The organism is Flavobacterium subsaxonicum WB 4.1-42 = DSM 21790 (genome assembly GCF_000422725.1).
GTDB lineage: Bacteria > Bacteroidota > Bacteroidia > Flavobacteriales > Flavobacteriaceae > Flavobacterium > Flavobacterium subsaxonicum.
This window is the reverse complement of sequence record NZ_AUGP01000029.1, coordinates 125,553-145,684: the sequence shown is the minus strand read 5'-3', so window position 1 is coordinate 145,684 and position 20,132 is coordinate 125,553. Positions and strand designations below refer to the sequence as shown.

Sequence of the window (20,132 nt, the reverse complement as noted above, 5' to 3'; positions counted from 1 at the left end):
CACTTTCGGACTTTGAGATTCGCATTAAGTCATCAAGTCGAAAGTCATCAAGTCGAAAGATGTGGGTAGCCGATATTTTGCATCCAATTTTCAACTCTGAATTTTTTGACTTGACTTCGATTTGAAATTTTACTACGGACTCAAATTTCTAACTTTCGACCTTGTGACTTTCGACCTGATGACTTTCGACTTGATGATTTTGCTACTTAAACAACAATCGTTTTGCCTCCCGATTTAATTTTCCCACCTTTCTCAAAAGTAAAATCAATGCGGCCCAGATTTAGGCCGTAGCAACCCACCTGGTTTATCAGTACTTCGTTTCCGGCGGCGTTTTTCTCAATGTAGGGCTTGTTTAAAAACGTGTGGGTGTGGCCGCCAATAATAAGGTCAATGTCTTTAGTGGCGCGGGCCAGCATCAGGTCAGATACTTTCTGGTTATCGTTAGCATAAATAAACCCAAGATGCGACAGGCAAATTACAAGGTCGCACTTTTCAGAGTGCTTTAAAATACGCGCCATATCTTTAGAAACATCAATAGGGTTGTTGTAAACAGTTTCTTTATACAGGTTTTTGTTAACCAGGCCATTAAGCTCAATGCCAAGGCCAAAAACGCCAATTTTAAGTCCGTCCTTCATAAAAATCTTATAGGGCTTAACGATGCCATCCAGCACGGTGTTCTTAAAATCGTAATTAGCCGACACAAAACTAAACGATGCATTGTGCAGCTGCGCGTTAAAACCATCAATACCATTATCAAAATCGTGGTTGCCCAGGGTGCAAAGGTCGTACTGCATCATGCTCATAAGCTTAAACTCCAGTTCGCCGCCATAATAGTTAAAGTAAGGCGTGCCCTGAAAAACATCGCCCGCATCCAGCAGCAGCAGGTTAGGCTCGTCGCTACGTATTTGCTTAATAATGCTTGCCCTGCGCGCCACGCCGCCCATGTTAGCAAATTTAGGGTCGTCTATCGGGAAAGGGTCTATGTGGCTGTGCACATCGTTAGTGTGCAGTATGGTAAGCTTTTTAACTTCGGGGCCGGCAAAACTGCTAAGCGATAACCCGCCCATAACCAGGGCGCTGCCGGCAGCCGTTTTTTGTATAAATTCCCTTCTTTTCATGGCTTTTGGGTTATAATGCGTTCGGTACGAATAATGGGCAGCGTGTCAACCTCCTTAAAATAATCAATATAAATGTTGCGCAGCTTATAATCCAGGTAGTACGTGGCAACAGCCTTGCCTAAAAAATCCATGCTGTCGCCGCCATTATACAAATAGTCAGATGTAGCAACGTTATAGATCTTACCGGCCTCCAGGGGCTTGCCCTGAATGGTAATCGTTTTAACTGCATTGTCTTTATCTAACACAATCTGCATCCCTCCTAAAGGGTGCGGTTTCTTTTCGCGGGCAATGTATTGCGCCATTTCCAGCACCTGCTCTCCTTTAAGCGCCACCACCATAAGGCTGTTTTCAAAAGGCATAACCTCAAAAGCGGTGCGGGCAGTAACCGGCCCTTTCGGGATAATCGACCGGATACCGCCGTGGTTAAGCAGGCAGATATCCAGGCTCCGGTTTTCCTTTGCCCTAAAAAGGGTGGCGGCCTTATCAAAAGTAACATCGGCAAGAAAATTGCCTATAGTAGTCTGCCAGCCGTTAATGCTGTTGCTTTTATCCATTGTTTCGGGGCAATAGGCCAAAACGCTGTCCAGGTCTTTGTTTATGTGGTCTCTGTACGGGAGGATGAATTTTTCAATATCCTGGTTATCGGCATATTGGTTGGTAATGGGCAGCTTTTTTGCTTCGATAGCAGTGTTGCGAAACGCGGGCGCGCCGCAGGCAGATAACAAGGCCGTTGTTAAAAATAAAACAAACCCGTTGCGGTATGTGTTATACTTTTTAGTCATTCTCATTGCGGTTGACCTTTTTATTCAATATTTTTGCAATCGGCAATAAAAGTACTATGTTTTTGAAGTTTATTAAAGATTTTGGCCTAAAAAAGATTGTTAAGAAAAGTTTACACAATTATAAGGCCGCAACAGCCCCCGGTAAAGTAGTTACAGTGGGGGTGCTTTTAGATGAGACGTACTTTACGCAAAAAGAAGCGCTTATAAAAGAGCTGGTTAGCAACGGCATACAGCGCAGCAATATAGATACCCTTAGCTTTAAAGATGCTGTAAAAAAGGGCGAGGTTATGGACTGCTGTTATTACACACGGGCCGATATATCTGGCGCGGGGGTTTTTCAGAAAGATGATGTTACCGCCTTTATGAACAAGCCTTTTGATTTGCTAATAAGCTATTATGATGTGGGCAAGGCTCCGCTGGAGCTGCCAACCATTAAAAGCCAGGCTAAGTTTAAGGCCGGGTTTGCAACGGTAGATAACCGCCTTAATAATTTTATGATTAAAAGCCAGGCCGAAAAATACAAAGAGTTTGTGGCAGAGCTTTTTAAATATTTAAAAATACTAAACAAAATATAACCATGCAGTCATTAACAGGTACGGGCGTTGCGCTTATTACCCCTTTTAAAAAAGACCTTTCTGTAGATACAGAAGCTCTGGAAAGAATTGTTAACTACCAGATAGACGGCGGTATAGACTACCTTGTAGTACTTGGTACTACAGGAGAGCCGGCCACTATGGATAAGGATGAAAAGGAACTTGTTATAAAAACGGTTATAAAGGCAAACAACGGCAGGCTGCCGCTTGTGTTGGGTATTGGCAGCAACAATACTAAAGAAGTTACCGATGAGCTAAAATCGCGCGACTTGTCGGCGTTTACAGCCATACTGTCGGTTTCTCCCTACTATAACAAACCAACGCAGGAAGGCGTTTACCAGCATTTTAAGGCTATTGCCGAAGCATCTCCGCTACCTGTAATATTATATAACGTGCCCGGCCGTACGGCAAGCAACATGCTGCCCGAAACGGTTTTTAGGCTGGCTAACGATTTTAAGAACATTGTGGGCATTAAAGAAGCTGCCGGAGATATTGTACAGGCCATGCGCCTTATACAGGGCAAGCCCGACGGTTTCCTTGTAATATCGGGCGACGATATGGTAACACTGCCTATGGTATTGGCCGGTGGGGCAGGGGTTATCTCTGTAATTGCCGAGGGTTTCCCTAAACAATTTTCGCAAATGGTTAAGCTGGGCTTAGAGCGCAAGGTAGACGAAGCCTATAAACTGCACTACCTTATTGCCGACTCGATTGATATGATTTTTGAGCAGGGCAACCCGGCAGGCATCAAACATATATTTAAAGAACTGGGCCTTTGCGAAGATGTTGTAAGGCTTCCGTTGGTTAACGTAAACGCCGATTTAGCGGGCAGGATTGCTGCTTTTGTAAAAAAAATCGCCTAATTTTACGGTACAACTTTAAATATACGTATCATGTTAACAGATATAATGCAGGCAGCGCTCAACGAGCAGATAAAAGTAGAGGCAGAATCATCTCAAATATACCTTGCCATGGCATCTTGGGCAGAGGTTAAAGGTTTTGAGGGTATTGCAACCTTTATGTTTAAGCAAAGTGACGAAGAAAGGCAGCACATGCTTAAGCTTGTAAAATATGTAAACCAGCGTGGCGGCTATGCTGTAGTTTCGGCGTTAGACGAGCCAAGGCTGGATTATTCGTCGTTCGGGGTGCTGTTCAGGCAGCTGTACGAGCACGAGGTTAAGGTGTCGGCAAGCATCAACGTGCTTGTAGATATCGCATTAATGCAAAAAGACTACGCCACCAGCAACTTTTTGCAGTGGTATGTAAGCGAGCAGATTGAAGAAGAGGCCCAGGCCAAAGTAATTTTAGATAAGATAGACCTTATTGGCGATAGCAAGGGTGGCCTTTATATGTTTGATAACGATATGAAGAATTTTACCTCTACAGGCCATAATATCGTACAATAAAACGTTAAAAAATCAGTTTAAAGAAAGGTGCCAATTACGGCATCTTTTTTTATGGGCAACACTATGAAAAAAAGATTTTTTATTCTGTAATTATTAACTAATTTTGCAGTTGCTTTTACAACAGCCGCTGCACAGCCGCTTAACTTATATATATGGCAAGATTTTTTTACATACTTCTTATCGCTTTGGCGCTTACATCATGCAGCGAATTTCAAAAGGCTTTAAAGGCAGACGACGTTAAGGTTAAATATGAAGTAGCCGAAAAGCTTTACACTAAAGAAAAATACATGAAGGCTATTAGGCTTTTCGAGCAGATAGCCCCATCATACAACGGTAAGCCACAGGCAGAGAAAATGTTTTTTATGTACTCTGATGCCCTGTTTAAAACCAAACAATATTACACGGCAGGTTACCAGTTCGAAAAATTTGCAGCCGGTTACCCGCGTAGCCAAAAAATGGAAGAGGCATCGTTTTTAGGTGCTAAAAGTTATTACATGCTGTCGCCGCGTTATTCTTTAGACCAGGTAGATACCTACAAGGCGTTAGATAAGCTACAGGCGTTTATAGATAATTACCCAAGCTCTCAGTTTATGCCGGAGGCTAACCAGCTTGTAAAAGAGCTAAGGGAAAAACTGGAAACCAAAGCGTTTGAAATTGCAAAGCAGTACCATATGACTGCCGAATATTTTGGCGATTATAATGCCGCTATTAAAACCCTGGATAACTTTATTATAGATTTTCCGGGTACCAAGCTTAAAGAAGATGCGCTGTTTTTAAAATTCGACTCTTCTTACCAACTGGCTATTAATAGTGTACAGGTAAAAATGCACGATCGCCTTGAGGCAGCAAAAGCCAACTATGCTGCGCTTTTAAAGTTTAAGGCCGATACTAAATACAAAGAGCAGGCAGATAAAATGCTTGCAACAATAGATACTGAATTACAAAAATTTTCTAAATAACGAGTCATGGATTTAAAGAAAACAACTGCTCCGGTAAATACAATTACCTACAATAAGGTTACAATAGAAGAGCCTACAGGTAACATATACGAGGCAATTACCATTATGGCAAAAAGGGCTAACCAGATTAATACCGAAATTAAAAAGGAATTGATCGAGAAGCTTGAAGAATTTGCTACGTATAATGACAGCCTTGAGGAAATTTTTGAGAACAAAGAACAAATAGAGGTTTCTAAATTTTACGAAAAACTGCCTAAACCACATGCTCTTGCAGTACAGGAGTGGTTAGACAACAAGGTTTCTTACAGAAACCCGGATAAACTATAATACATACATAAGGATGTCTGTTTTAAGCGGTAAAAAAATATTACTCGGCATATCCGGGGGCATTGCCGCATACAAAACAGCGTCGTTAGTAAGGCTTTTTATAAAAGCAGGCGCGCATGTAAAAGTAGTCATGACGCCTGCTTCTAAAGATTTTATTACTCCCCTTACCCTGTCTACGCTTTCCAAGAACCCGGTGTACTCTTCTTTTTATCATGAAGAAGACGAAAATGCCGTTTGGAACAACCACGTAGACCTTGGCCTTTGGGCCGATATTTTTGTTATTGCCCCGGCTACGGCCAATACCTTATCTAAAATGGTATCGGGCAATTCAGATAATATACTTATTGCTACCTATCTTTCGGCTAAATGCCCGGTTTATGTTGCCCCTGCAATGGACCTCGATATGTACAAGCACCCCTCAACTAAAGAAAGCTTCAGGCAACTGGAATTGTTTGGCAACAGTGTTATTCCTGCCGAATCCGGCGAGCTTGCCAGTGGCCTTTCCGGCGAAGGCCGCATGGCCGAACCCGAAAATATTGTGGCTTTTATAGAGCGCGATATAGAGGGCAAACTACCGCTTCGCACAAAAAAAATACTGGTTACTGCCGGCCCCACATACGAACCTATAGATCCTGTGCGTTTTATAGGTAACCATTCGTCCGGCAAAATGGGTTTTGATATTGCCAAAGCCGCCGCCGACCAGGGTGCCCAGGTAATTTTAGTTACCGGCCCCACGCATTTAAAACTGGATCATACGCTGGTTACGGTGGTTAGGGTAACATCGTCTGAAGAGATGTACGCCGCCTGCCACGAATATTTTGGCACCGTAGATGCTGCCGTTGCTGCTGCTGCCGTAGCCGATTACCGACCTAAAAATGTGGCACCCCAAAAAATAAAAAAGAGCGAAAGCACGTTATCTCTTGAGCTCGAAAAAACTAAAGATATACTGGCATCGTTAGGCGAAAAAAAAATAAGTCAGTTTTTAGTGGGCTTTGCGTTAGAAACAGAGAACGAAATTGAGAATGCCAAGCTTAAGATAACTAAAAAAAACTTAGATTTGATTGTTTTAAATTCGTTGAATGATAAAGGTGCCGGTTTTGGCAGCGATACCAACAAGGTAACCTTTATAGATAAAGATTTTAACGAAGAGCCAATGGAGCTTAAAACAAAAGAAGCTGTTGCTGCAGATATTATAAACAAGATAAAAAAACATTACAATGCATAAATGGATAGGGCTTTTAATGCTAACCTTCTTTTCCTTTACTGCTAAGGGGCAGGAGCTTAATTGTACTGTAAAAGTAAGTTTTGACCGTATTACCGATGCCAACCCGCAAATATTTAAAACGCTCGAAAAGTCGTTGCAGGATTTTGTAAACAACACCCGCTGGACTACCCGTAACTTTGGCAGGAGCGAGCGCATAGACTGCTCTATGTTCTTTAATATTTCGGCGTATGATAATAATAGCTTTACCGCTATGCTGCAGGTGGCTTCGTCCAGGAGTGTGTACAACTCTACCTACCAGAGCCCGGTAATGAATGTTAACGATAAAGATATTGCCTTTAGATATAACGAAGGCGAGAACCTTATTTTTAACCCCAATTCGTTCGATTCTAACCTCGTATCGCTTGTGGCGTTTTATGCCAACATGATTATTGCCATGGATGCCGATACGTACGAAAAAGAAGGCGGCACACCATACTATGAGGCAGCACAAAACATAGTGAGTGTTTCGCAAAGCGGCGGCAAAGGCTGGACCCAACAGGATGGCCTGCAAAGCCGTTACTTTTTGGTTAACGATGTACTTTCTAACACCTACAAACCCTTTAGAGAAGCACTTTATGCTTACCACATGACGGCGATGGATAAAATGGCCGACAACCAGAAAGAAGGTAAAGAGAAGGTAATAGCGGCAATAACTACGCTATCAGAATTATATAAAGTGCGCCCCAATGCATTTTTAACCCGCGTATTTTTTGATGCCAAGTCAGACGAAATTGTTGCGGTATTCTCCGGAGGCCCAATGGTTTCCATAACAAAATTACAGGATATGCTAAACCGCATATCGCCTATGAATGGCGCTAAGTGGGGTAAGATAAAATAAAATAATTTTTTTTGGCCACGAATTATACTAATCATCGCAATTAAATTTGTGGAAATTGGTGTAATTCGTGGCTAAATTTTTTATAAGCGATTGAATATAGTATTACGAATATATTCCCTATGCCGTTATATAATTTGTGGAAACGGTGTAATTCGTGGCTAAAACTATAAAATGGAGCATTCCGAAACAAATACAATTACTCCCGCATCAGAATGTAAATTTGTGGAATTAGTGTAATTCGTGGCTAAATTTTATGATAAATATTCTTTTGTAAATAGTATATTTGTGCTGCTATATGCACCTTAAAACAGTATGCTTCAAACCTTACATATTAAAAATTTTGCCCTTATAGAGCACCTGCACATCGATTTTTCAGGCAGGTTTTCTACCATAACCGGCGAGACCGGTGCCGGTAAATCCATTATCCTGGGTGCCCTGGGCCTGGTATCGGGCAACCGTGCCGACCTTACTTCTCTTAAAGATAAGGAGCAAAAATGTGTAGTAGAGGCACATTTTAAAATATCTGATTATAACCTAAGCGATTTCTTTACCCAAAACGACCTGGATTACGATGCCGTAACCATCATCCGCAGGGAGATACTGCCATCAGGCAAATCACGCGCCTTTGTAAACGACAGCCCTGTTAACCTTGCCGAATTGCAGGAACTTGGTGCCTACCTAATAGATATCCACTCGCAGCAGCAAACCCGCGAACTAAGCGATGAGCTGTACCAAATGCAAATTCTGGATGCGGTTGCCGGCAACGCAACCCTGTTAGAAACGTATAAAAAACAGCATTCGGCTTACAAAGCAGTGCAGTCGCAGCTTAAAAAACTGCTGGAACAAAAAGGAACGCTGTCTAAAGAGCAGGACTACAATACCTTTTTATTGCAGGAGCTGGTTGCGGCCAGCCTTAAAGCAGGCGAGCAGGAAGAGCTTGAGGCAGCTTTAGAAAAACTAAGCAACGTAGAGTTTATAAAAGAATCGGTTGCCAGGGCAATAGCCGTAGCAAACGAAGAGCAGATAGGGGTAATCCAAAATCTGAAAGAAATAAAAAATGCACTGCAAAAAATAAGCGGGCTTTCGCCGGAATATGCCGATTATCATGAGCGCGTTTCAAGTATATTGATCGAACTTGATGATGTGGCCGACAGCCTTGCGCAAAACTACGAGTCGTTAATAAACGACCCCGAAGAGCTGGAACGGATTAACCAGAAGTTGCAATTAATCTATTCGCTGCAAAAAAAGCACCAGGCCGCAACGGTTGAAGAGTTGCTTGCCATTCAGCAGGAGCTGGAAAATAAAGTGGTTTTGGTAGAAGGTCTTGATGATGCCATTGCCGCCCTACAAACCGAAGCCGAAAAAACCAAAGCCGAAACTGATGCCACTGCGGCCCTGCTGCACGAGCAAAGGCAACGCGCCATACCGGTTTTAACCGATAAAATTACCGCGATACTACAGCAACTGGGCATGCCCAACGCACGCTTTAAGTTTGATGTAACAGCATCAGAAACTTATTATGCCAACGGTAAAGACCAGATGAGCCTGTTGTTTTCGGGCAACAAGGGCACTGATTTTGGCCTGCTTAAAAAAGTAGCTTCGGGCGGAGAGATGTCGCGTATAATGCTGGCCATAAAGGCGGTGCTTGCCAATTACTCTAAGCTGCCTACCATTATTTTTGACGAGATAGACACAGGGGTATCGGGCGAGATTGCCAATAAAATGGGCGATATAATGAAGAATATGAGCCAGGCCATGCAGGTATTTGCCATTACCCACCTGCCGCAAATTGCCGCAAAGGGAGACCAGCAGTACAAGGTGTTTAAAACCACGCAGGACGAAACCACGGTATCTGAACTTAAGCTGCTTACTAAAGAAGAGCGGGTTAGGGAAGTAGCCGAGATGCTTTCGGGCAAGGATGTGTCAGATTCTGCCCTTAATCACGCACGGGCTTTGCTCAACTAAAAAATCGGGTTATATTTGTCCGTCATAAAATAAAAATACACACACAAACATACCATTACAGTTATGATCATAGAACCAAGAATGCGCGGGTTTATTTGTTTAACCGCCCACCCGGATGGTGCCGCCCAAAGTATTAAAAACCAAATTGAGTACATTAAATCTAAAGGCAGCATAAACGGAGCTAAAAAAGTGCTTGTAATAGGCGCTTCTACAGGTTTTGGACTTGCATCCAGGGTTACCAGCGCTTTTGGAAGCGGCGCTGCCACCATTGGCGTATTTTTTGAAAAACCACCGGTAGAGGGCAAAACAGCGTCTCCGGGTTGGTACAACTCAGCAGCTTTTGAAAAAGAAGCACACGCAGCAGGCCTGTATGCTAAAAGCATTAACGGCGATGCGTTTTCTAAAGAAATAAAACAACAAACCATAGACCTTATTAAGGCAGATCTTGGCCAGGTAGACCTTGTTATCTACAGCCTTGCATCGCCGGTGCGCCAGCATCCTGAAACAGGTGTGCTGCACCGCTCTGTACTTAAGCCAATAGGCGGGGTGTATACCAATAAAACAGTCGATTTTCATACCGGTAAGGTATCAGAAATTTCTATACAGCCGGCTCAGGATGGCGATATAGAGAACACCGTTGCCGTAATGGGTGGCGAAGACTGGGCAATGTGGATCGACGCTCTTAAGGCGGCTAACCTTTTGGCTCCGGGCGCGCAAACTGTGGCGTATTCTTATATAGGTCCGTCGCTTACAGAGGCAGTTTACCGCAAAGGTACTATTGGGCGTGCTAAAGACCACCTTGAAGCTACCGCTTTCGAAATTACCGACAGCCTTAAAGATATCGACGGTAAAGCTTATGTGTCGGTTAACAAAGCACTGGTAACGCAGGCAAGTTCGGCCATACCGGTAATTCCGCTTTACATATCGTTACTGTATAAAATAATGAAAGAAGAAGGCCTGCACGAAGGTACTATTGAGCAAATTCAGCGTTTGTATGCCGAAAGGCTGTACACGGGTGGCGATGTTCCGGTAGACGAAAAAGGCAGGATACGTATAGACGACTGGGAAATGAAGGAGGATGTTCAGCAAAAAGTGGCCACACTTTGGGAGGAAGCCACAACCGAAAACCTTGCCGAAATAGGCGACCTTAAAGGATACAGGGATGATTTTTACAACCTTTTTGGCTTTGGTTTTGATGGCGTAGACTATGCTGCCGATGCTAACGAACTTGTTACAGTTGAAAGCATAAAAGAATAAATAAATAGTTACATTTTAACTATAATATTATAACAATTAGCCCCTTTTTAGGGGCTTTTTTAATTTTAGCAAGTTTTAAAAGTATTTTTGTAACATATTACGACGCTTAAATTAACATAAAATTAAGATTGCGTTTTTATAATTTTTTGATTTGGGTTTGAAAATACTCAGTTATTTAACGTTTTGGTTAGTGTATGGGTATAATCTGACAGGTTATTGAACTGTAGTGTATTTTGTTATAGTTTTAAAGAATCAAATAACTTAATACTTTATGAACAAATTTACTTTAAACAATTTGCAAAAATCGTGGTATCCTAAGCAATGGATATCGGGCTTTTTGGTGCTTTTTTTATTGATCGGCACCGTTGCAACTGCACAAACAGTTACATTGGGTTCGGGCACCGCAGAAACCAGTGAGGCAGATTATCTTGACCTTGGGCCTGTAAGCAGCTACTACGCTTACACGCACTACCAGGTGGTTTACACCGCTGCCGAAATTACCGCCGCCGGCGGCGTTGCCGGATTAGTAAGCCAGTTTGGCTGGAATGTATCGTTGGCGCCCGATGTTGTGCTGCCGGCGTACACAATTAAAATGGCCCTTACTACAGCTACAGATGCTGCTACGCATAACAATGCACCGTTAACACAGGTGTACAGTGGCGATTTTACAGCCGTAACCGGTTATAACATGTTTACACTTACCACAACATTTGTTTGGGATGGTACAAGTAACATACTTATAGACATTTGTAACGGTTCTGCTGATTTTGAAGATACTTACGGAACCACGTTTGTTTACGGCACAGCCGATAACAGCAGCAGATATAGTGTGTCTGACGGTACATCGCAATGTAGCGTAGAGACCGAGGTTGTAAACACGTTTAAGCCACAGGCACGTTTTGTATTAACAACACCGCCATCATGCCTTAACCCGGCAAGTGCTGGTGCTACGGCAGTAACACAAAATACGGCTACTATTAACTGGGCGGCACCTGTATTGGGTACTCCGGCAGGTTACGAGTATGTTGTTTCTACAACCAATACAGCACCAACAGGCGCAGGTACAGCCGCTACAGGAACATCTGCTGCTATAGCAAACTTAACGGCTTCTACAACATATTATGTATTTGTAAGGAGTGCATGCGGTGCAGATGGCTTTAGCACATGGACACAAGGTTCTTTTACAACCGATTGTATATCTCCGGTATTAACAGTTACTGTTCCCGAAGCAATTTGCGGACAGGGCTCTATAGATCTTGTTTCAGAAAGTACCGGTTTTGTTTACTGGTATAATGCAGCCGTAGGTGGTAGCATTATTGCATCTGGCGAAACATTTACTACGCCTTTACTAACACAAAATGCAACATATTATGTAGGTGCATCGTCATCGGCATTACAAACAGCCGGTGCTGTATACAGCGGTACCGAAACTATCGGTGATAGTACAGGCAATCATGGTATTGCTGTTACCACAACAGTGCCTAACGTTACTGTAATGAGTGCCGAAATACCTTTTACAGGTACAGGTACATTTACGGTAGAATTATGGGATGCTAACGAAAACGTGGTTACATCGGTAACTACAGAAACGGTTACAGGCAACGGTGCAACCCCGGTTGCAGTTCCGCTTAACTTAACAATACCTGCAGCAGGCGATTATTATATTATACTATCAGAAATAACCGGAAATATTTATGACCTTGGTTATTCTGAAGAAACTTTTCCTTTTGAAACAGAGGATGGATCTCTAAGCGTAACCAGCGGATACTGGTATGGCGAAGATGTTACCAATATGTATTTCTACAACCTTCTAATTGGTTCAAACGCATGTTTGTCGCCAAGGCAGGCAGTTGCAGTTACTGTTAACCCGGCTACCCCTGTAACAACAGCGGTAACTAACGCATTAATTTGCGAGGGTGCAAGTACACAAATATCGGCTACAAGCACCAATGCAGGTTATGCTTATGTTTGGATGCCGGGCAACCTTACGGGTGCAACACAAACGGTATCGCCAACGGCTACAACCCAGTATACTGTTACAGCTACAGATGCTGCTACGGGCTGTGTGGCTGTTGCAACAGTTACCGTTACGGTTAACGCTTTACCATCAGACCTTGATGTTACAGAAGATGCAGAAGTTTGCACTAACGGCAATGCTGTAGCACTAACAGTTACAGGTGGTGTTACTAACAACGTTATATTAAGCGAAGGCTTTAACGCTGCTACCAACAACTGGACAAAAATAAACAACTCTACAGGTGGCGATATTATCGAAGCGGCATGGACACTAAGGCCGGATGGCTACGAGTATAGCTTTGACCCTTTTGAAAGTAATGATAACACCCAGTTTTACCTTACTAACAGCGATGCGCAGGGTTACGAAGGTATAACAACATCTACAATATTGCAGTCTCCTGCCTTTAGTACTGTAGGCTATACATCTGCAAATGTATCGTTCTACCAGTTTTTATACGAGCCATCTTCCGGTACTACTGCTACGGTAGAGGTTTCTACTAACGGTACTACATGGGCTGCCCTTGCAACTTATGATGAAACAGTAGGCGAACTTGATGCTTTTGAACAATCTACTGTTGCTCTAACAGCAGCTTACTTAAACCAGCCAACAGTATATGTAAGGTTTAAATATGATTCTGAGTACAGGTACTACTGGGCTATAGACAATGTAAGTGTACAGGGCGAGCAATCGGCTTCATTTACATGGGCTCCTGTTGCAGGCTTATTTACAGATGCTGCTGCAACTACTCCTTACACAGGTACTGCTACAGCTACCGTATATGCTACACCTGATGCCGATACTACGTATACAGTAACAGCGAGTAATGTTGCTGGTTGTTCTGTAACAGCTACTACAGCGGTTACAGTTATAACTACAGATGCTCCTGAAGTTACTGCTGCACAAACGTTTTGTAATGCTGCTACGGTAGCTAACTTATCTGCTACAGGTGGTACAAACGTACAGTGGTATGCTGCTGCTACAGGCGGTACGGCTTTAACGGCTGCTACAGCGCTTACAGCTACTACTTACTATGCTTCTCAAACGGTTAACGGTTGCGAAAGCGCCGACAGGACTGCTGTTGTAGTTACTATTACAACGGTTGTTGCAGATGCTCCGGCAGATGTTACAGAATGTGATGCATATACACTTCCTGAACTAACAAATGGTGCTTACTATACTGCCGCTAACGGTGGTGGTACTGCTATTGCAGTGGGTACAGAAATTACAGAAACTACAACGCTTTATGTATTTGCAGCATCAGGCGACTGTACTGCCCAGAATACATTTACAGTAACTATTAATAGTGCTGCCGCACCAACAGGCGCAGCTACACAAACGATTACTGTTATTGAAGGCGAAGATGCTACTTTAGCTGATATCGAGGTTACTGCTACAGGTACTGTTATCTGGTATGCTACAGAGGCTGATGCTCTTGCGGGTGTTAACCCGTTAGCGGCCGATGCTGTACTAACAACTGCTACTACATACTATGCTACCCAAACAGTAGGCGATTGTACAAGTACCGATGTTTTAGCGGTTACTGTTACTATAGAAACAGTTCTTTCTACAACCGGTTTTGATGTGCATAACTTTGCTTACTATCCTAACCCGGTTAGCAATGTACTTACTGTAGAATATTCATCAGATATTACTGCGGTTAGCGTGTTTAACGTACTTGGTCAGCAAATGCTTACTGCTAAGCCAAACGCTACCAATGCAGCTATAGATATGTCGGCGCTTGCACAAGGCACCTACATGGTAAATGTAACTGTAGGAACTGCTGTTAAAACAATCAAGGTTATTAAAAACTAAGGTTGCAGATAGTATTCTCCAATAAATCTAAAATCCGCCCTCGTGGCGGATTTTTTTATGGCACAATCATTGTCATACACTTGTGTCGCTGTGGGCTATACAGCTGTATGCAGGGCTGTAACACAATTACTTTGAAAGGCTTGCGTTTTATGTAAGCGCTTTCTGAATTTACGTTTAATGACAAAATGACCTTTACCAAGATATGGCTAAGCAAAGAATTTTAAATATTGACAGTTTGTCACTTCAGGAGCTGGATACCGATGCAGATCTTATTCCGTTAATGACCCCCGAAGATGAGGAAGAAATGAATAACGAGGTATTGCCCGATACGCTGCCTATATTGCCATTGCGCAATATGGTGCTGTTTCCGGGTGTTGTAATACCCATTACCGCAGGCAGGGATAAATCCATAAAGCTTATTAACGATGCCAATAATGGCGATAAGATAATAGGGGTAGTTGCCCAAAAAGACGAAAGTGTAGAAGAGCCGGGTATCGACGATGTTAATACCGTGGGTACTGTGGCCCGTATTTTACGCGTTCTTAAAATGCCCGATGGTAATACAACCGTTATCATTCAGGGTAAAAAGCGCTTTGAGATCGATTCGGTTACAACCGAAGACCCTTATCTTAAGGCTACCGTACGCGAGTTTGAAGAAACAAGGCCAAAGAGTAAGGATGCCGAGTTTCATACTATTATAGAGTCGATTAAAGAGCTGGCTATCCAGATCATTAAAGAGAGTCCGAACATTCCTACCGAGGCTACTTTCGCCATCAAAAATATTGAGAGCGAATCGTTCCTGGTAAACTTTGTGTCGTCTAACATGAACCTTACCGTTAAAGAAAAGCAGGACCTTTTGGCTATAAGCAGCCTTAGAGACAGGGCTTTGGAAACGCTGAGGTACATGAACCTTGAGCTGCAAAAACTGGAGCTTAAAAACGATATCCAAAGCAAGGTACGTTTTGACTTAGACCAACAGCAGCGCGAATACTTTCTGCACCAGCAGATGAAAACCATTCAGGAAGAACTGGGTGGAGTATCGCACGACCAGGAGGTTGACGAAATTCGCCAAAAGGCAAGGACTAAAAAATGGAATGAGAAAACAAAGACCCATTTTGAAAAAGAGCTTGCCAAGTTACAGCGTATGAACCCGCAGGCGGCCGATTACGGTACACAGCGCAACTATTTAGAACTGATGATAGACCTGCCGTGGAATGAGTTCTCTAAAGATAACTTTGACCTTAAGCGTGCAGAAAAAATATTAAACAAAGACCATTACGGCCTTGAAGATGTTAAGAAACGTATTATAGAGCACCTTGCGGTGCTTAAGCTGCGTAACGACATGAAATCGCCTATACTGTGCCTTTACGGGCCTCCGGGTGTGGGTAAAACCTCGATTGGTAAATCGGTTGCCGAGGCGTTGGGCAGGGAGTATATCCGTATCTCCTTGGGCGGCCTTAGAGACGAAGCCGAAATTCGCGGCCATCGTAAAACCTACATTGGCGCTATGCCCGGCAGGATTATCCAGAGCCTTAAAAAAGCAGGCACATCGAACCCTGTTTTTGTTTTAGATGAGATCGATAAGCTTAGTGTTAGCAACCAGGGCGACCCGTCGTCTGCCTTATTAGAGGTGCTGGACCCTGAGCAAAACTCTGATTTTTACGATAACTTCCTGGAGCTTGGTTTCGACCTTTCTAAAGTTATGTTCATCGCTACCTCTAACAACCTGTCTACCATTCAGCCAGCGCTACGCGACCGTATGGAGATCATTAATATGACGGGCTATACTATAGAAGAAAAAGTAGAAATTGCCAAAAAACACCTTGTTCCCAAACAAATTAAAGAGCACGGGCTAACGCCTAAAGATGTGGTTATTGGTAAAAAGCAAATAGAAAAAATTGTTACGGGCTACACGCGCGAATCGGGCGTACGTGGCTTAGAAAAACAAATTGCCAAAGTAGTGCGCAACGTTGCAAAATCTATTGCTTTAGAAGAAGAATACGACGTTAAAGTAACCGACGAGAACGTGCTTAAAGTATTGGGTGCCCCTAAAATGGAACGCGACAAATACGAAAATAATGATGTAGCAGGTGTTGTAACCGGCCTTGCCTGGACCAGCGTTGGTGGCGATATTTTGTTTATAGAGAGTATACTTTCTAAAGGCAAAGGCCACATGACCATGACGGGTAACCTGGGCACGGTAATGAAGGAGTCGGCTACCATAGCATTAGAGTACATAAAATCGAACGCAGAGCTTTTGGGTATAGAACCGGATATTATCGAGAAATACAATGTGCACATACACGTGCCCGAAGGGGCTACGCCAAAAGACGGCCCGAGTGCGGGTGTTGCCATGTTAACATCGTTAGTATCATCATTCACGCAAAAAAAGATCAAAAAGCACCTGGCCATGACGGGCGAAATAACCCTAAGGGGCAGGGTACTTCCGGTAGGTGGTATTAAAGAAAAAATACTGGCAGCAAAAAGGGCTAATATTAAAGAGATAATACTTTGCGAAGAAAACAGGCGCGATGTTGAAGAAATAAAACAGGATTATCTGGAAGGTGTTACGTTTCATTACGTTAGAGAAATGAGCGAGGTTATTAAGTTTGCCATTACCGACCAGAAAGTTAAAAACGCGAAGACGCTTTAAGCTACCTGATAAACTACCCGAGTAAGCATTCCCTTCCTTTGGAGGGGTACCCGTAGGGTGGGGTGGTTTTTTTAAGAAGTTGGTGATTTCTGATATTTATATAGATTGTTTCTTTTTTCAACACTAAGAAAAATAAACCACCCCGGCTTTCAGCCACCCCTCCATGGGAGGGGAATGCCACGATTGCTCTATATGCTATATATTCATCATAAAATGATTCAAATAATAAAAAAACGGCTAAAATTTCTAGCCGTTTTTTTATTACCCCTGTTCTATAATTTTTAGAGCCTCCTTAATATAAAGATCAGAATCGTAATTTTCAGCACTTTCAATTATTTCCACATCAAGCTTTATCCCGTTGCGTTGCACCTGCGTACCATCCGGGTAAAAAGCACCTGCGTGGGTGTAATCAACAGTAGTGTTGTCCATCAGTGGCACTCTTTTACGGTTCATTACCGCACCAAAAGTTTGTTCGCCAATAGTAACACAATTTGGTGCCTGCTGAATTTCCATAGCAATAGATTCGGCATGGCTGCCCGTAACCCGGTCTACAAGCAATACAATTTTGCCCTTGTAATAGTTTTTATTTTTATGCCCGGCATTAAAAGGGTTAAGAATTTTGTGTAGCGAAGATTTGTAATTGTACATGCTATAACCCGGAGCAATAGGGTTAAGAATTTTTACATACACCTTTTTATCGGGGTATAAATAGTTAGCAACCTCATGCGAAATATTACCCGGATAATTGCGCAGGTCTATTACAATACCTTTTGTTGATTCAAATTGGTTAAACGCGTCTTTAAGTTCGGCTTTAGTTATTTTTGCAAGATTTATATAGCCAACCTGATTGTTTAAGCTGTAAAACTTCTTGGCCTTTGGCGGATTTAAAGAGGCAATTAGCTCATACGGATATTGGGTATAAGTATTGAGTTTAATGTATTGATCGTAAAGTAGGCCATCTTTTTTTCTAACCGTAACCTTAATTGAGTCGAGACTATCAGCAAGTAACGAAAATCGCTCGCTGCCCCTCCTCAAATAATTGCGGTTTGACGCACTTATAAGGTTTGAGAATTTATCAATATAAAAGCTTTTAAAATCTTTGCCGTTTACCGCAACAATTACATCTCCTAATTCGATACCATCCAGTTTAGCAAGCTCTTTATTACGAAGGTGCGTAATCACTAAAGAGTCGTTTACTATCCTTCCATTAAAAGCAGGGTACTTAATAAGTATATTATTAATGGTGTGGCTAAACTCATAATCAGCATGAGAATCGTTAAGCTTGGTAAACAGTTTTTCTTTAGACGCTTCAAATTTTAAAGCATCGCCTTCAAGAAATTCCGGAACCATTTCTGTAAGTACATCATCCCAATTTTGGTCGGCCAGGTAAATATTTACGTCCCAGTATTTAATAATATTCCAAAAAGAGCTTAAAAATAATATGCGGTGCGCAGCGTTTTCGGCATCAAAACCTTTAAATGCCTTTTCATTTTTAAAATCAACAAACCCGCTTACATTGCTTATAGATGCATAGTAATCTCCATACGCCCCGTTATTTTTAATCTGGTTCAGTAGAGTGATAAGGTTGGAGCTAAACCGGGAGGTTTCTATCCATGTATAGTTGGCATTTTTAGCACACAGGTTTTTAGTTTTTAAAAATTTCGTGTTGGGTTTAAATTTAGATTTACCTAAATCGAATTTCTGTACCCAGCTAATTAATTCGGTATTTACCTCGGGTTGATTATTAATGGTTTGCAGTTTTTTTAATTCGGTAATAAACTCATCATTAAAATCAAATGTACCTTTGCTAACCTGCGGGTGCCGGTATTTTAGTAATCCCCAAATATTAATCAGGTCTTGGATTTTTTTACTTTCAGTAACCTTGTTCTGTGCAAACAAAATTGGGCATGATAAAAAGGCAATCAATAAAACAAATTTCTTCATGTAAAGGTTTTTGGCTGATTGTAAAATACAACGGCTATGTAGTGGGTTTATTTTGGGGTGGGTCTATCTAAACCTTAAAACTATAGATAATGTACATTAAATTTTACACGTTTAATTTATTTAAAAATAATATCTTCGCATTCGCGTTATATATGCACAAATCGCCACAAATCTACAATGTTTAAAAACAGGTATCTTTACTTTTTACTGCTAACCACTGCTATGTCTTTTGGCCAGATAGGCGGTAAATATACCTATCAGTTCTTAAACCTGGTAACTTCTCCACGCCAGGCGGCACTTGGCGGCAAGGTAATTACCAATTATGACGAAGATGTTAACCAGGCCATTTTTAATCCGGCAACCATTAACCCGCAAATGGATAACCACCTGTCTTTAAACTACGGCAGTTATTTCGGCGAGGTTACCTATGGCACGGGGGCCTATGCCTATACGTGGGACAGGCACGTGCAAACCTTTCACGCAGGGGTAAGCTACGTTAACTACGGTACTTTTGAGGGCCGCGACGAAACCGGCCTGCTTACGGGCGACTTTACCGGTAGCGAAATTGCCCTTTCTTTTGGCTATGCCTTTAACGTACCTTATACCGATATTTATCTGGGAGCCAGCGGTAAGCTGATTTCTTCTACACTGGAAAGTTACAACTCTTTTGGCGCCGCCGTAGATATTGGCGCTATTTACATAGACGATTATAACGATATTAATATCGCCCTTGTGGTGCGCAACGCGGGTATGCAAATTACCACCTATGCGGGCCAGCAGGAGCCGTTGCCGCTGGAAATTATAGCGGGTATATCGCAGGAGGTAGAGAATGTTCCCGTAAGGTGGCATATAACGCTGGAAAACCTGCAACAATGGAATATTGCCTTTTCTAACCCCAACCGTGCCGAACAGGATATTGAGGGTGGCACTACCGAAGAAAAAGTGAGCTTTTTTAACAACGCCCTGCGCCACGTTATTCTGGGTGCCGAGCTTTTTCCGGGTAAGAGCTTTAATATAAGGGCGGGTTATAATTTTAGGAGGGGAGAAGAGCTGCGCGTGGTAGATAAACGTAATTTCTCGGGTATATCGGTAGGTATGTCGCTTAGATTTAATAAATTACGCTTTGATTATTCGTACTCCCGCTACACCCTTGCTGCCAACACCAGCCTTTTTGGGCTAACCATAAACTTACAGTAA

The 20,132-nt window shown here is 42.5% G+C and carries 15 protein-coding genes; 12 read left to right on the top strand and 3 right to left on the bottom strand.

Annotated elements, in window-relative coordinates; translation table 11 throughout:
- Positions 1-206: 206 nt before the first annotated feature.
- Positions 207-1,118: a bifunctional metallophosphatase/5'-nucleotidase gene (locus G509_RS0110385; protein WP_026991478.1), complete on the bottom strand. Its 912-nt coding sequence runs from the start codon at positions 1,116-1,118 to the stop codon at positions 207-209.
- Positions 1,115-1,900, bottom strand: coding sequence for a 5'-nucleotidase C-terminal domain-containing protein (locus G509_RS0110380; RefSeq protein WP_316931121.1), 786 nt, complete (start codon positions 1,898-1,900; stop codon positions 1,115-1,117). The genes G509_RS0110385 and G509_RS0110380 overlap by 4 nt, the downstream gene beginning before the upstream one ends.
- Before the next feature lie 56 nt (positions 1,901-1,956).
- On the opposite strand from G509_RS0110380, the gene G509_RS0110375 reads away from it, so the two are divergent.
- The 11 genes from G509_RS0110375 to lon all read left to right on the top strand — a co-directional run bounded on the left by G509_RS0110375 (position 1,957) and on the right by lon (position 16,991).
- Entirely contained in the window at positions 1,957-2,475 is a 519-nt protein-coding gene (locus G509_RS0110375; RefSeq protein ID WP_026991476.1) for a DUF6913 domain-containing protein, read from the top strand.
- A gap of 2 nt (positions 2,476-2,477) precedes the next feature.
- Positions 2,478-3,356, top strand: a complete 879-nt coding sequence (dapA, locus tag G509_RS0110370; protein ID WP_026991475.1) for a 4-hydroxy-tetrahydrodipicolinate synthase — start codon at positions 2,478-2,480, stop codon at positions 3,354-3,356.
- A 30-nt stretch (positions 3,357-3,386) separates the two neighbouring features.
- Positions 3,387-3,899 (top strand): ferritin, encoded by a 513-nt coding sequence (locus tag G509_RS0110365; protein WP_026991474.1) that lies wholly within the window; start codon positions 3,387-3,389, stop codon positions 3,897-3,899.
- 152 nt (positions 3,900-4,051) lie between these two features.
- Positions 4,052-4,858 (top strand): outer membrane protein assembly factor BamD, encoded by an 807-nt coding sequence (locus G509_RS0110360; protein ID WP_026991473.1) that lies wholly within the window; start codon positions 4,052-4,054, stop codon positions 4,856-4,858.
- A 6-nt stretch (positions 4,859-4,864) separates the two neighbouring features.
- Positions 4,865-5,185 carry a DNA-directed RNA polymerase subunit omega gene (locus G509_RS0110355; RefSeq protein WP_026991472.1) on the top strand — a complete coding sequence of 107 codons (321 nt, stop codon included), beginning with the start codon at positions 4,865-4,867 and terminating at the stop codon, positions 5,183-5,185.
- A 13-nt stretch (positions 5,186-5,198) separates the two neighbouring features.
- Positions 5,199-6,410, top strand: coding sequence for a bifunctional phosphopantothenoylcysteine decarboxylase/phosphopantothenate--cysteine ligase CoaBC (gene coaBC, locus G509_RS0110350; protein WP_026991471.1), 1,212 nt, complete (start codon positions 5,199-5,201; stop codon positions 6,408-6,410).
- A complete protein-coding gene (porD, locus tag G509_RS0110345) occupies positions 6,403-7,287 on the top strand; it encodes a type IX secretion system protein PorD (RefSeq protein WP_026991470.1) in 885 nt (294 codons plus the stop codon). The genes coaBC and porD overlap by 8 nt, the downstream gene beginning before the upstream one ends.
- Before the next feature lie 312 nt (positions 7,288-7,599).
- Positions 7,600-9,252 (top strand): DNA repair protein RecN, encoded by a 1,653-nt coding sequence (gene recN / locus G509_RS0110340; protein WP_026991469.1) that lies wholly within the window; start codon positions 7,600-7,602, stop codon positions 9,250-9,252.
- A 63-nt stretch (positions 9,253-9,315) separates the two neighbouring features.
- Positions 9,316-10,509: an enoyl-ACP reductase FabV gene (gene fabV / locus G509_RS0110335; protein ID WP_026991468.1), complete on the top strand. Its 1,194-nt coding sequence runs from the start codon at positions 9,316-9,318 to the stop codon at positions 10,507-10,509.
- A 271-nt stretch (positions 10,510-10,780) separates the two neighbouring features.
- A complete protein-coding gene (locus G509_RS0110330; protein WP_026991467.1) occupies positions 10,781-14,338 on the top strand; it encodes an Ig-like domain-containing protein in 3,558 nt (1,185 codons plus the stop codon).
- A gap of 202 nt (positions 14,339-14,540) precedes the next feature.
- Positions 14,541-16,991 (top strand): endopeptidase La, encoded by a 2,451-nt coding sequence (gene lon, locus G509_RS0110325; protein WP_026991466.1) that lies wholly within the window; start codon positions 14,541-14,543, stop codon positions 16,989-16,991.
- A gap of 261 nt (positions 16,992-17,252) precedes the next feature.
- On the opposite strand, the gene G509_RS0110320 is transcribed toward lon, so the two are convergent.
- Positions 17,253-18,935, bottom strand: a complete 1,683-nt coding sequence (locus G509_RS0110320; RefSeq protein ID WP_026991465.1) for a S41 family peptidase — start codon at positions 18,933-18,935, stop codon at positions 17,253-17,255.
- Positions 18,936-19,112: 177 nt separating this feature from the next.
- Between G509_RS0110320 and porQ the strand changes: the two genes are divergently transcribed.
- Positions 19,113-20,132, top strand: a complete 1,020-nt coding sequence (gene porQ, locus G509_RS0110315) for a type IX secretion system protein PorQ (protein ID WP_026991464.1) — start codon at positions 19,113-19,115, stop codon at positions 20,130-20,132.